Origin of the sequence: Tabrizicola sp. (assembly GCF_041919135.1) — a bacterium.
GTDB lineage: Bacteria > Pseudomonadota > Alphaproteobacteria > Rhodobacterales > Rhodobacteraceae > Tabrizicola.
Genome location: NZ_JAYRUJ010000012.1, coordinates 1 through 12,653 on the forward strand (window position 1 = coordinate 1; position 12,653 = coordinate 12,653).

Here is a 12,653-nt window from a genome sequence, read left to right on the forward strand (position 1 = left end):
CTCGCGCCTTGTCTTCAGATTTTCCGAACCTCAACCGCGTCGCCGCCGCTTCCGCCCGTCACCGCCGCGTCTCCGCTTCGGTGAGGCGGTATTTACGGAGACCAAGCAAAACCCGCAAGAGGGAAAAAACGGAATCCTTCAAAAAACTTCTCACGACCGGAAAAGACCGCAAAATCTTGGGGTTGGCGCAAGAAAGGCCACAAAGGGGCCCCATCCTGCGCAACTTCCTTTCCCTCAGGCCGCTGCGCTGCGGCGAGAGCGGCCACGGGGAAGAAGGCGCAGGCCCAGAAGCAGGGCGCCAAGCGTCCAATAGAGGAGAATCTCCCCGGTCCAGACCTTGGAAAGCAGCGCCAGATGCAGCAGGCCGGCCAGAATCGCGCCATAGGCCAGGCGGTGCAGACGCCCCCAGGCCTGCGGCCCCAGCCGCCGGATCGCCGCATTGCTGGAGGTGAGGGCCAGGGGAATCAGCGCCGCGAATCCCGCCATGCCCAGAATCACATAGGGCCGCTTCACCAGGTCGGCGGCCATCTCGGCCCAGCGCAGGCCCATGTCCAGCCAGACCCAGGCCACCAGATGCAGGGATATGTAGAAGAAGGCGAGCAGCCCCAGCGCCCGGCGAAAGCGGATCAGGTTCAGCCCGGCCCGACGCAACGGCGTGACCGCCAGCGAGGCCAGGAGGAACTGCAGGCCCAGCTCGCCCAGCCGGTGCTCGATCGCCTTTACCGGCTCGACCCCCAGGCCTCCGACCACCGCGCCCCAGAGCAGCAGCGCCAGCGGCAGCAGCCCCAGGCCATAGACCAACCAGGTCGGCACTCGCCGGGCCAGGCCGTTCAGCCGCTCCATCAATAGTCCACCGCCAGGTCCTGCCCGGCATAAAGCGAGGCGACCTCGGCCTCATAGCCGTTAAACATCAGCGTATCCTCGCGACCCGCGAAAATTCCCGCGCCGACCCGACGTTCGCTGGCCTGAGACCAGCGCGGATGGTCCACGTTCGGATTCACATTGGCATGGAAGCCGTATTCCCGCGGCTGCAGCATGTTCCAGGTGGTCGGCGGCATCCGGTCCACCAGCGAGATCCGCACGATCGACTTGATCGACTTGAATCCGTATTTCCACGGCACCACCAGCCGGATCGGCGCGCCGTTCTGCCGGGGCATCGCCTCGCCATAAAGCCCGGTCGCAAGAATCGTCAGCGGATGCATCGCCTCGTCCAGACGCAGCCCCTCGCGATAGGGCCATTCGATGAAGGGGCTGGCCTGGCCCGGCATCTCCTCGGGGCGCAGCAGCGTCTCGAAGGCGACGAACTTCGCGCCGGGCTGCACGCCCACCCGCTCCAGCAGGCCCGAGAGCTGGAAGCCGATCCAGGGCACGACCATCGACCAGGCCTCGACACAGCGGAAGCGGTAGATGCGCTCCTCCAGCGGCTGGTCCTTCAGCACATCGGCCAGGTCATAGCTGCCGGGCCGGTCCACCATCCCGTCGATCTGCACCGCCCAGGGGTCGATGGTCAGCCCGCCGGCATAGGCGGCGGGGTCCTCCTTCCCGGTGCCGAATTCGTAGAAGTTGTTATAGCCGGTGATCTCCTCCAGCGTGTTCGGGGCCGCGTCGGTGGAATAGCGGCTCGCCGCCGCCTCGATCCGCCCCAGCGCGGGCGTCGCGGCCAGGGCGGCCGTGCCGGCGATCAGCTGGCGGCGGTTCAGCCAGAGCGGTTTCGGGGTCACGTCGGACCAGGCAAGCTTGCGGGTCATGGCACCTCCTGAACGTGGGAACAATGATGCGCCGGTCGGCGGGAAAGGCAAAGCAATCCCGGTCACGTCCTCGGCAATCGACTGAAACATCCCGCCCGGCTTCACCTCCGGTCGAGTTGCCGCGAAATTGGCCCGGCTTGGCGCAAGGGAACCCGTGTTTCCCGGCGGCGTTGTGTCTGCGAACTGCCGTTCCGGCACCATTTCGGGAGACAGACCATGTTTCGCATGAAAACCCTTGCCGCCACCGCCGTCCTGGCCGTCCTTTCGACCTCTGCCTTCGCCGCCGTCGACCGGATCGCGAAGATCGACGTCACCGCCGACCTGACCGCGATCGGGAACGAGAAGGCCGCAACCTTCTGGGCCAATCTGGAAACCGATCTCGAGAACGCCATCGCCGCCCGTGTGACCGACCGGGTGGCCGACACCGGGGCCGAGATCCTGGTCGACATCCGCGAGGTCGAGCTGGCCAGCGCCTTCGACCGCGAACTGAACCTGGGCGATGCCGTCCTGGTGGGCCAGGTGAACATCAAGGACGACACCGACAACTCGAACTTCGACGCCTACGAACTCAGCGTCTCGCTGGAGAACGCGCAGATCGTCCTGCCCGAGGGCACGTTCCTCATCCTGTCCACCGACACCACCGGCGCCTACAATCGCCTGGTCGACACCTTTGCCGAGGGCGTCGTCTCCCGGCTGAAGTGACAGGTCCCTCACCGTCCGTTTCGCGGCCGCATCCCCGCCGGGTTGCGGCCGCATACGGTTGACGGCAGGGCGCCGATGGGGAAACCTCCCGCTCCGGGCACTGGTGAGATGAGTCAACGCAGAATGCAGTCCGTCACTGATACCCGCGCTGCCGCAGCTGGCAGGACATGATGCCACGCAGGCCCGGCCCGCTGCCTGCGCTTGTGTTCCTTGCCGCCGCAACCGCCGGTGCCGGGCTGGTCTGGGCCGTCCATGTCGTCGAAAGCCAGCGGGACCGCACCGATTTCGAAGCCTCTGCCGACCTGGCCGTCGACCGTGTCGTCTCGCGGATCGAGAAGCACGTCGTCCTGCTGCAAGCGACCCGTGGCCTCATCGCCGCGCAAGAGGGCGAGCTGAACCGCCGGGCCTTCGACCGCTTCATGGCCACCCTCGACACGATCAACGAACTTGGCGGCGTGCAGGGCGTGGGATTCGCGCGGATGATCCCGACCGGCGGGGCCGCTGCCGTCGAAGAGGAGATCGAGGCGCGTTACCGCGTCGACGTCCAGGTCCGCCCCCCCACGACCGAGCCCTGGCGCACCCCGATCGTGATGCTGGGCCCCGTCACGGCCCGCAATCTCGTCGCATTGGGCTATGACATGTATGTCGATCCGACCCGCCGCGCCGCGATGGACCGCGCCATCGTCAGCGGCCTGCCGCAGATGAGCGGTCCGGTCGAACTCGTGCAGGAAATCACCCAGGACAAGCAGACCGGCTTCCTGATCTATCTCGCCTTCGGCGCCGGCCTGGACACTCCCACCTCCGGCTTCGTCTATGCGCCCTTCCGTGGCGGCGACCTCGTGCGTGCCGCGCTGGCGGCCGGCCCGCCGCTTCCGGTTGCCGTCACCGTCACCGACACCGGCGCGCCCGACAGGCCGATCTACACCAGCCCCGACAAGCCGCTTGGCAAGGGCCTCGTCCTGCAGCGTGCGGTCGAGCTTGCGGGCCGGCAATGGTCCTTCACCGTGCGGGAACTCTATCCGCCCGCCGCCTGGCGCCGCAACATCGGCAGCATCCTGGTCGGGCTGATCTCGTTCCTCTTTGCCGGGGCCGCCGCCGCCGCCGTCAGCGCCCGCCAGAACGAGGCCGAGCAGGTCCGCGCCCTGGCCGCCGCCGCCCGGCGCGAGGCGGAGTATCGCGGGCTTCTCCTCGACGAGATGAAGCACCGGATCAAGAACCACATCGCAAGGATCCAGTCCATCGCCCGGCAAAGCGCGCGCGGGGCCACCGATGTGAAGGCCTTCACCGATGCTTTCGACGCCCGGCTTCAGGCCATGGCCGCCGTGCAGGAGATCCTTGCCGGCACCGCCGTGCCCCAGGCCGACGTCCGCTCGATCCTGCGGACAGAGCTTCGTCAGGGCCTCGACACCGATCAGGTCGAGCATCTCATGGAAGGCCCGGTCGTGCGGCTGGACGAGCGGCAGGCCCATGCTTTCGCCATGGTCGCGCATGAGTTGGTGACGAATGCGATGAAATACGGCGGCCTCACGCCCGAGGGGAAGGGCCTGCGCATCGCCTGGTCTGTCGGCTCTGGTCCGAACGGGGCCGAGGAGGTGACGGTGGATTGGGACGAACGCTTCGTCGCGACCGCCGAAGGCGGCGCCCCGCCCGCCGGCTTCGGCTCGCGCCTGATCGACGCCAGCCTGAAGGGAGAGCTTTCCGGCACCCTGACCCGCGACTTCCATGCCGCGGGATTGCGGATCCTGTTGCGCTTTCCGCTCAAGCCCGCGGTCGGGGCGACCGCGCCCGAACAGATGGCCGCGCAATGAAAGACGGCCCGCGCCGCCAGGGGCGCGGGCCGTCCGGATCGCAGGGCGCTTACTCCTTCTTGAATTCGGGCAGCGCCTCAAGCTCCTCCTTGGTCATGTCGACCCAGATCGCCAGGTCGCCGCCGCTGCCCTGGGCCACGGTCAGCCGGTCCAGCGGGATCGCCACGGCCTTGGCGCCGATCCCAAGGAAGCCGCCCACGTCCAGCACCACGTCGGTCACCTGGCCTTCGCCGGTCAGCACCAGATCCGAGATTTCGGCAATCGAATTGTCCGCGGTATCGCGCACATTCGCCCCGGTCAGCATCTCGGCGGTCAGCGTCTCGCGCTCGACGGCGACATAGCCCTCGGGAAGGGTGACCGCCCCCGGCGTGGTGGTCGCGGCGCCGCCCGCCGCCTCCGCATCCGCCGCAGCCGCCGCATCGGCGTCGGGAGCGGGCTCGGCGCCGGCGTTGGCGTCGGTATTGGTGTCGGCCGTCGCATCGGCGTTGGCGGCGTCTGCGCTCGCATCCGCGGCGGCAGCGTCGGCGGCAGGCGCCTCGTCGGTCGCGGCGCCATCCGTCGCCGCCGCATCGCCAGCCGTGGCATCGGTCGCGGCCGTGGTGTCAGTCGTGGCCGCAGCGCCCGGCACGACCCATTCCGGCGCGGTGTCCAGGGCGGCGCGGTCGGCCTGCATCACCAGGAACCAGCCGTCCGCATCCGTGGCGTCGTCCTGGACAAAGCGCAGGGCCGCCATGTCGACCGCGACCTGGCGCTCGCCGATTCCCAGGAAGCCGCCGATATCGACCAGCACCGCATCGACGCTGCCGTCGCGGCCCAGGATGATGTCGTTCACTTCGCCGATATCGTTCCAGCCTTCCTGCACGCCGCTATAGGCGTCGGCGTCCACGGCGGCCTCGCTGGCATAGATCCGCGCGCCGATCATGTCCGAAGCCGCGACCGCGGGCCCTGCGGCCTCGGTCTGGAACGGAGAGGTCTGGGCCAGCGCAGGATAGGCAAGGCCGGCCGCCATGGCGGTTGTAAGAAGCAGAGTTTTCACGGGACTCTCCTGTGTCTGTTGTGCGGCAGGTCTCTCGCCGCTTGTACGTGGGATCAACGTCCCTGCATCGGGCAGGTTCCGGCCGGTTTCCGCCGTTCCCGCGCCCCTGGGCGGGAAATCGCGCAAGGCTCAGACCATCTCGTCGGGAACCAGAGGGAAAGCGCGGCCGAAATCCTCGGCCGATTTCGGGTCATAGGGCAGGATGAAGCCCCGCCGCCGCGCGGGCGGCAGTCTTGCATTCCGCCCCGCCAGCGCCCGCCAGGCCATAAGCGCCCTGTCCGGATCGAAGAAATCCTCGCCCGCCCCCGATGGCAGCCAATGCTCCATCAGCCGCCGCCGCAGCGCGACCACATCCTCCGGCCGGTCGATCACCAGCCCCGCCTCGGTATCCCAGCGCAGCGAGCGCCCGTTCAGGTTGGCCGAGGAGACGATCGCCCGCCGGTCGTCGAAGATGCTGACCTTGGCATGGATATAGACCAGCGGCGCGCCCTTCAGCTGCGCCCTGCCGCCTTCCTTCGTCCTGCGGCGCTGCGCCGCCCCGCCGATGAACAACCGTCGGCCAAAGCCTTTGCGCAGGATCCGCAAGGCCCGCGCCTGCAGGAATTCGCCCAGCCGCGCGTCCAGCCGGGTCGAGCCCTCGAAGGCCACGTCATCCGGCGCGGCGGGCAGGATCAGGATCATTCGCAATTCCGGGTTCCGCCGCGCCTCTCCGGCAAGGTGGCGGGCAAGGCGGCGGTCGCGGAAATACTGCGTCTCGACATAGATCAGCCGCCGCGCCTGCCCGATGGCCTCGTGATGCGCGGCCTCGATCTCGGCCACCAGGGGCTCGGGCGCGATCTGCCGCCCCGCCCAGCGCAAGCGCCGGCGCGAGAGCGTGCGGACAAAGCGCAGCCCTTCGTGCCAGGGTGCGGCGGGCAGCGGGTCGGCCGCGCCCGCCACCACCGCCAGGAATCGCTCGAGATGCGCCTTCGCATCCCCGGCCACCGGCCCCTCGATCATCAGTTGCACGTCATGCCAGGTCTCGTGCCCCGGCAGCTCATGCTCGGGCGTGTCGTAGAACCTCTCGTCCAGGTCCAGCCCGCCGATGTAAAGTCGCCGCCCGTCGATGACCGCCAGCTTCTGGTGATGCGTCGCGGGATGCAGTGGCGGCACCGCCAGGACCCGGGGCCGGGGCCGGCGCTCCAGCGGCCCGGCCAGCAGGCGCCGCGCCCCCGGCATCTCGCGCAGCGCGGCCAGGCGGATGGGCGGGACCTGCCGGCGCAGCCAGCGGCTCAGGCGCGCAAGCCGCGACAGGATCAGCGGCCAGAACAAGAGCCGCGGCCCGATCCCCGCCACCGCCGAATGCATCGCCGGGATCACCTGCAGCCGCGCTTCCGGCCCGGCAAGTTCGGCCGCCGCCCAGAACATCCTGACCGTCCGCCAGGTCGCCCGGTGCAGCCTGGGCCGCGCGACGGGATCGAAATCCGACAGGATCACCGTCAGGCGCACCCCGCGCCGCAGGGTGTGGATCACCAGTTCGAACCAGCTCCGCCCCACCGCCCGCCCTTCGGCCGAGCGCAGCCGGGTCTTCAGGTCGAACACCCGGAACCCGGCCAGGATCTCGCTTTCGGCGCTGAGGAAGGCCCGCTCCAGCGCGGGATAGGCCTCGGCCGCGGTGACCAGCACCGCGACCCGGCCTGCAACTGGTGTGGCAACGGGCGTGACGGAATCCGGCTCCGCCATTCCATCGGTTCAGGGGCGCAGGCTGTCGGTCGACGAGAAAAACATCGCCTGACTGACGGCCGAGCGGACCTGCTCCTCGGTATAGGGCTTGTTGATCAGGAAGGCGGGTTCGGGCCTTTCGCCGGTCAGCAGCCGCTCGGGGAAGGCGGTGATGAAGATCACCGGAATATCGCCGAACTGGGCCAGGATCTCGTTCACCGCCTCGACGCCCGAGGAATTGTCGGCCAACTGGATATCCGCCAGGATCAGATCCGGCCGCTCGGCCGCCGCCATCTTCACCGCCTCGGCATGGGTCCGGGCGTTGTCGGTGACCCGGTGGCCCATTCCCTCGACGATTGCGGCGATGTCCATGGCGATGATCGCCTCGTCCTCGATCACCAGAACCGAGCCGCGCACCGACTCTTCCATCTCGCGGATCGCGGTCTCGACCAGATGCTTCGCCTCGGCCTCGTCGCTCCCCATGATCGCCGCGACCTGGTCCAGCTCGAAACCCTCGATCGTGTTCAGAAGCAGCGCCTCGCGCGAATTATGGGTCAGCCGCGCCAGATGGGCCTGGGCTGCACTCGCCAGCCCGCCCTCGGCCTCGGCCACCGGGGCGCCGGAACTGGACCAGACCGAATGGAATACGGCGAACAGCGCGACCTTGGGATCGTCATGCTGCGCCAGAAGGTCCGGCTCGGCGACGACAGCCTCCAGCACCGCCACGGCATAGCGGTCGCCGCTGGTCTGGTTTCCGGTCAGTGCACGGGAATAGCGGCGCAGATAGGGTAGATGGCGGGCGACGGTTGCCGAAAGATCCACCGTGTCCTGTGCGAGCATGTACAGACTCTCCCTCGTCATTTTCGCTATGCGTCGCAGGATCAACGCTGCGCCATGGCTTCGGTTCCACAGCGGCGGAGAGATCGGCAAATTTCGGTTCCACGTTGGAACCGTGTGCATGTTGAAGGCGTTCGTCCTTCACGAGTGAGTGGGAAGCAGAACGATATGACGAGAGAAAAGGACGAAGATGTCCCCAAAAGGCAGGCGATGCGGGCACAGATCGACGAGAATCTGAAGCGTGTCTACACCTCGGCCCTGAACGAAGAGCTTCCCGAGCGGTTCCGAGAGCTTCTGTCGCAGCTCAAGGCGCGGGAGGCCGCGAAGGACGGCGGGAAGGATGGCGGAAGGTCATGACCGGAGGCACCGATGTCCCCGAAGACCCGCGCGACCGGCTGGCGGGCGCGATCCCTCGGCTGCGCGCCTTCGCGATCAGCCTGGCGCGCGACGTGACCCAGGCCGACGACCTTGTGCAGGACACGATTCTGAAGGCATGGTCCAACATGGACAAGTTCGATCCCCGGACCAACCTGGATGCCTGGCTTTTCACCATCCTGCGCAACACCTTCTATTCCGCCCTGCGCAAGACCCGGCGCGAGGTGCAGGACACCGACGGCGTCCACGCCGCCGCCTTGTCCGAGAAGCCCGCGCATGACTCGCGCCTCGCGTTCAAGGATTTCCAGCGCGCCTTCGACATGCTCTCGCCCGAACACCGCGAAGTGCTCATCCTGGTCGGGGCCTCGGGCTTTTCCTGCGAGGAGGCGGCCGAGATGATGGGCGTCGCCATCGGCACGGTGAAAAGCCGCGCCAGCCGCGCCCGCAAGCGCCTGGCCGAAATCCTTCACCTGGCCGAAGGCGAGGGCCTGTTCTCGGGCACCGACGGACCCACCCAGGCGGTCGTCTTGCGCGCCGCTTCGGGTGCGCGTTGACATTGCCCGCGACCGGCAGATTCGCGAAAAGCACCCTGGGCTTCCGCTTGGGCAGCACGCTGGTCCTGGCGCTGATGCCGCTTGGCGTTCTCTCTGTCGTCCAGACCCAGTCCGCCCAGAACGACATGCTCGCCTCCACCCTGGAAGGCGTGGCCGGGGCCTCGCTCAAGGCGGTGCAACAGCAGATCGACCTGATCAACGACGCCCGGATCTCGGCCCGGGTGATGGCGGCCGCGCTCCCCGTCGCACTCAGCGAACGCGGCTCCTGTTCGGACCGGGCCAAGGCGGTGAACGACGATCTGCCCAGCGCGACCCTGGTCGCCTATCTGCCGATGTCGGGGCTGATGAGCTGCTCCTCGACCGGCGCTGTCCACGACTTCAGCAGCAGCCCGCATTTCCGCAACGCCATCTCCCGGCCCGAGCCGATGGTCATGTACAATCCGCACGGGGCGGTTTCCGACACCGCGGTCGTCGCCGTGACGCATCCGGTCTTTGACCGGCAGGGCGCCCAGATCGGGATCGTGTCGATCTCGCTTCCCTATTTCTCGGTCGCGCCGCAGGCCTATGCCGATCCCGTCGCGCTGTGGCGGCCGGTCTATCTTGCCACCATCCGGGGCGACGGCACGCTTCTCATCGGCTCCGATCCCGGCCGCGACCTGGACTCCGCCTTGCCCCCCGGCGTGACCGCCGCTTCGCTGGCCGAACGCGCCGGCAGGTCCGCCCTGCTTCGGGACGAGGGGGCCAGCCGCATCCTCTCGGTCACTTCCGTCGCCCCCGACCTTTACCTGCTTTCGATCTGGCAGCGCGAAAGCGCCGGCATCTTCAGCCCTGCCAGCTGGGTGGCGCCCTATCTGCTGCCGGTTCTCACCTGGCTGGCCGCTCTTGTCGCCGCCAGCTTCGCCGCCAGCCGTCTTGTCGTGCGCCATGTCCGGGCCCTGTCGCGCTCGATGTCCGACTACATGGCGACCCGCAGCCGCATCATGGTGCCCGACATCACCGACGCGCCGGCCGAAATCCAGAATCTGCACGCCGTCTACGAACAGCTGATCCGCACTATCGAGCACGAGGAGGCCGAGCTGCAGAACCTGATCGTGGACAAGGACGTCCTCCTGCGCGAGGTGAACCACCGCAGCGGCAACAGCCTGCAGATCATCGCCTCGGTGATGCGGATGTATCGCCGCGAAAGCCGGGACGATGAGGTCCGCACGATTCTCGACGGCCTGATCAACCGCGTGATCGCGCTGTCGTCCACCCACAGCAGCCTCTACACCATGACCGGCCGCCGCGACGTGCCGATGGACGAGATCCTGGCCGGCGTCGTGCGGCGGCTGAAGGAAATCCACGGCGTCGCCCTAGGCGTGGCGCGCAAGCATTTCGATCCGGTCCGCATGCCGGTCGAGGCCGCCGTCCCCCTGGCCATGGCCCTTGCCGAGATCATCGGCTGCCATTTCCACGCCCGCTCCGTCGCCAGCGAAGGGGTCGACATCTCGTTTCGGGAAGACGACGGAGAGATCAGCCTCAAGGTCGAGGGCCCGATCGTGCCCGAGTTCCTGCCCGAGACCATGAGCGGCATCGCCGCCCTGCCGCGCCGGATGCTGCTTCAGTTCGCCGCACAGCTGCGTGGCAAGGTGGCGATCCGCTCCGCGGACAACCGCTCGGCGGTCGAGGTGACCTTCCCCCATATCGCCGTCTGAAACGACTGCGGCCGGCCCCTGTCTCGGGACCGGCCGCGTGAATTTGCTGGGCGGATCAGTGCCGGACGTCGGTCCCGCGCCAGGCATGTTCGGGGCGCAGCACCAGCCTGGCGCGCTCGATATCGCGACCCATCGCCGACTTCAGCTCCTGCGCCAGGTCGCTGGCCCGGGTCACCTCGGCCCGCGCGGCGGCCCTGGCGTCATCGACCAGCTGGTCGCGGGCATCGCCCATCAGCCGGTCCTCCAGCTCGGTCGGCGGGAACATGCAGGCCACCGCCGCCCCCGCCGCCGCCATGGCCATGCCTGCGGCAAGCGGATAGCTCTCGACAACCTCGCGCCCCTTGGCGGTGGCGGCCACGCTGGCGGTATAGACCCGCTCCCGCGCCTCCAGCGCCTCGGCCCGGGCGGCATCGGTCAGCCCCTCCAGCCCATGCCCCAGCGCCGCGCCGGTGTCGCGCGCAAAGGCGCCCATCACCGCAGCCCGATGCTTCGCCAGTTCCGCCGCCGGGGTCAGGCCGCGCCGCGCCGCATGGTCGATCTGCCGCAACAGGTCGGCCGCGCGGGCGCGCAATCCCTTGGCCCGGGCCAGCCACTCCTCCTCGGGATCGACCGGCTCGGCCAATGGCGGGCCGCCCTCGTCCTCCCAGCGGGTGAGGGCCTCGAACTTCTCGGGCGGTCGGGGATGCCTCTCCGCCGCCTGGCGCTGCCGGCCCAGGATCAGCGCCGCCAGCGCCACGCCCGCCACCGCCGCGACAAGGGGCTGCGCCCGTATCGCATGGTCCAGCCGTGACAACAGCGGCGCGGCCTGCGCGGCCAGCGCCTCCTTGCCCTGTTCGACCAGCGCCGAGGGGGTCAGCCGGTCATGCAACTCGGACAGGGACCGCGCCAGTTGCATCCGGTCGCGCTCCAGTTCGCGCTCGATCTCATGGCAATCCACGTCAGACATGTCGCACTCCTTCCTCGCTCATGGCGGCGCGCACCGCTTCGGCATCGCGCCGAACCCCGCGCAGCGCCCGGTCGGGCCAGAGGCCCCGCAGCCGCAGCGCCGCGCGCCCGGCCAGCGCCAGCACGATCGCCAGCACACACAGCGCCAGCCCCACGATCAGCGCCGCCCAGCCCGCGCCCAGGCCCGCCTCGGCCAGCGCCGCGACGGCGGCGCCGGCCAGGACATTCAGCCCGACCAGCGCCAGGATCGCCGCCAGCACGATCTTGACCAGACCGCCCGCGGCCATCCGCAGGCCTGCGCCCGCCTCGGCCCTGGCCAGCATCAGCTCGCCCTTGACCAGACGCCCCAGGCCCGTGACCACATCGGACAACAGCGTGCCCGTGGGCTCGGTGTTTTCCGCCGGGCCCGGCATCAGACCCGCGGCCCCTGGTGACGATCATGCTCGGCCATCCGCCGGTGCGCCGAGGACCGCACGAAGCGCGCCGCCGCAAAGCCCACCACGGCCGCGGCCGCCATGAAGGCCCCCGGATGCCGCCGGGCCATCTCGCGCACGTCCGCCGTCAGGTCCGAGACCGACCGCTGCCGCAGCACGTCCGAGGCCTGGGTCAGCCCCTGCGCCACGCTGCTCAGCACCTTGGACTTCAGCGCATCGCCATCCTCGCCATCGGCCGAGCGTTGCAGCGTCGCCGCCAGCCGCTCGCCCACGTCCGAAAGCGTCTCGCGCGCCGTATCGGCCTTTTCCACCGCGACATCCTTGACCGCCGCAAGGGTCGATCCCGCGCCGCCGACGATCGCGTCCTTGGCCTCCTTCAGGCGCGAGCGGCCCTCGTCCATCGCCTCCGAGGCGCTGTCCTTCAGGCCATCCAGCTTGCGCTTGCCCTCATCCATGACGTCGCCCGCCTTCTCCATCGCGGCCGCGCCGCCCTCGCTCGCGGTTTCGGCAAGCGACTGGGCCAGGTTGCTGCCCGAGCCTTCGGACTGGTCGTCTGATTTCTTGTAGGTCCCGTTCATGGCAGATCTCCTGAAATCTCCGGGGTAAGGTCCATGCACCGCGCCAGGGTCCGGCGGCTGTGCGTCACGGTCTGACAATGCGAAAGCCGCCGCATCGGTTCCCGTCCGCCTCCCCGCCGCCGCACCCGGTCGGCCAGCCCCCGCCTGCCGCAAACTTTTTCCGCGACCCTGCGGAACCCTGGCCCCCGGCCGGGGGTTGAGTCGCAAACGTCACCCGGCGCGGCTCCCCGCGCGCCCTGAC

At 69.0% G+C, this 12,653-nt stretch carries 13 protein-coding genes; 5 read left to right on the plus strand and 8 right to left on the minus strand.

Annotated elements, in window-relative coordinates; translation table 11 throughout:
* Positions 1-234 precede the first annotated feature (234 nt).
* Together msrQ and msrP are read right to left on the minus strand one after the other, a co-directional pair.
* Positions 235-843, minus strand: coding sequence for a protein-methionine-sulfoxide reductase heme-binding subunit MsrQ (msrQ, locus tag ACE3UA_RS10600; protein ID WP_374644883.1), 609 nt, complete (start codon positions 841-843; stop codon positions 235-237).
* Positions 843-1,748, minus strand: coding sequence for a protein-methionine-sulfoxide reductase catalytic subunit MsrP (msrP, locus tag ACE3UA_RS10605; protein WP_374644885.1), 906 nt, complete (start codon positions 1,746-1,748; stop codon positions 843-845). The genes msrQ and msrP overlap by 1 nt, the downstream gene beginning before the upstream one ends.
* A gap of 216 nt (positions 1,749-1,964) precedes the next feature.
* Between msrP and ACE3UA_RS10610 the strand changes: the two genes are divergently transcribed.
* Entirely contained in the window at positions 1,965-2,450 is a 486-nt protein-coding gene (locus ACE3UA_RS10610) for a hypothetical protein (RefSeq protein WP_374644887.1), read from the plus strand.
* A gap of 170 nt (positions 2,451-2,620) precedes the next feature.
* Positions 2,621-4,258: a CHASE domain-containing protein gene (locus ACE3UA_RS10615; RefSeq protein ID WP_374644889.1), complete on the plus strand. Its 1,638-nt coding sequence runs from the start codon at positions 2,621-2,623 to the stop codon at positions 4,256-4,258.
* 49 nt (positions 4,259-4,307) lie between these two features.
* Here the strand turns inward: ACE3UA_RS10615 and ACE3UA_RS10620 are convergent, their stop codons facing one another.
* The 3 genes from ACE3UA_RS10620 to ACE3UA_RS10630 form a co-directional block, all read right to left on the minus strand.
* The gene (locus tag ACE3UA_RS10620; RefSeq protein ID WP_374645092.1) at positions 4,308-4,562 is read right to left on the minus strand and encodes a PRC-barrel domain-containing protein; all 255 of its coding nucleotides are present in this window, start codon (positions 4,560-4,562) and stop codon (positions 4,308-4,310) included.
* A gap of 861 nt (positions 4,563-5,423) precedes the next feature.
* Entirely contained in the window at positions 5,424-7,016 is a 1,593-nt protein-coding gene (locus ACE3UA_RS10625; protein ID WP_374644891.1) for a phospholipase D family protein, read from the minus strand.
* A gap of 9 nt (positions 7,017-7,025) precedes the next feature.
* Entirely contained in the window at positions 7,026-7,835 is an 810-nt protein-coding gene (locus ACE3UA_RS10630) for a response regulator (RefSeq protein ID WP_374644893.1), read from the minus strand.
* Positions 7,836-8,042: 207 nt separating this feature from the next.
* Here ACE3UA_RS10630 and ACE3UA_RS10635 point away from each other — a divergent pair, with 207 nt between their 5' ends.
* The 3 genes from ACE3UA_RS10635 to ACE3UA_RS10645 are packed head-to-tail and all read left to right on the plus strand — an operon-like array spanning position 8,043 to position 10,455.
* Entirely contained in the window at positions 8,043-8,189 is a 147-nt protein-coding gene (locus tag ACE3UA_RS10635) for a NepR family anti-sigma factor (RefSeq protein ID WP_374644895.1), read from the plus strand.
* A complete protein-coding gene (locus ACE3UA_RS10640) occupies positions 8,186-8,761 on the plus strand; it encodes an RNA polymerase sigma factor (protein WP_374644897.1) in 576 nt (191 codons plus the stop codon). Before ACE3UA_RS10635 ends, ACE3UA_RS10640 begins: the two co-directional genes overlap by 4 nt.
* Positions 8,762-8,808: 47 nt before the next feature.
* The gene (locus tag ACE3UA_RS10645) at positions 8,809-10,455 is read left to right on the plus strand and encodes a sensor histidine kinase (RefSeq protein WP_374644899.1); all 1,647 of its coding nucleotides are present in this window, start codon (positions 8,809-8,811) and stop codon (positions 10,453-10,455) included.
* Positions 10,456-10,510: 55 nt separating this feature from the next.
* Here ACE3UA_RS10645 and ACE3UA_RS10650 read toward each other — a convergent pair whose 3' ends face one another.
* From ACE3UA_RS10650 to ACE3UA_RS10660, 3 genes are read right to left on the minus strand one after another with little or no spacing between them, the layout of a single operon-like run.
* Complete coding sequence (locus tag ACE3UA_RS10650) at positions 10,511-11,401, minus strand: DUF3618 domain-containing protein (RefSeq protein ID WP_374644901.1); 891 nt, start codon at positions 11,399-11,401, stop codon at positions 10,511-10,513.
* Positions 11,394-11,813 carry a phage holin family protein gene (locus ACE3UA_RS10655; protein ID WP_374644903.1) on the minus strand — a complete coding sequence of 140 codons (420 nt, stop codon included), beginning with the start codon at positions 11,811-11,813 and terminating at the stop codon, positions 11,394-11,396. Before ACE3UA_RS10655 ends, ACE3UA_RS10650 begins: the two co-directional genes overlap by 8 nt.
* Entirely contained in the window at positions 11,813-12,412 is a 600-nt protein-coding gene (locus ACE3UA_RS10660; protein ID WP_374644905.1) for a hypothetical protein, read from the minus strand. The genes ACE3UA_RS10655 and ACE3UA_RS10660 overlap by 1 nt, the downstream gene beginning before the upstream one ends.
* Between the last annotated feature and the right edge of the window lie 241 nt (positions 12,413-12,653).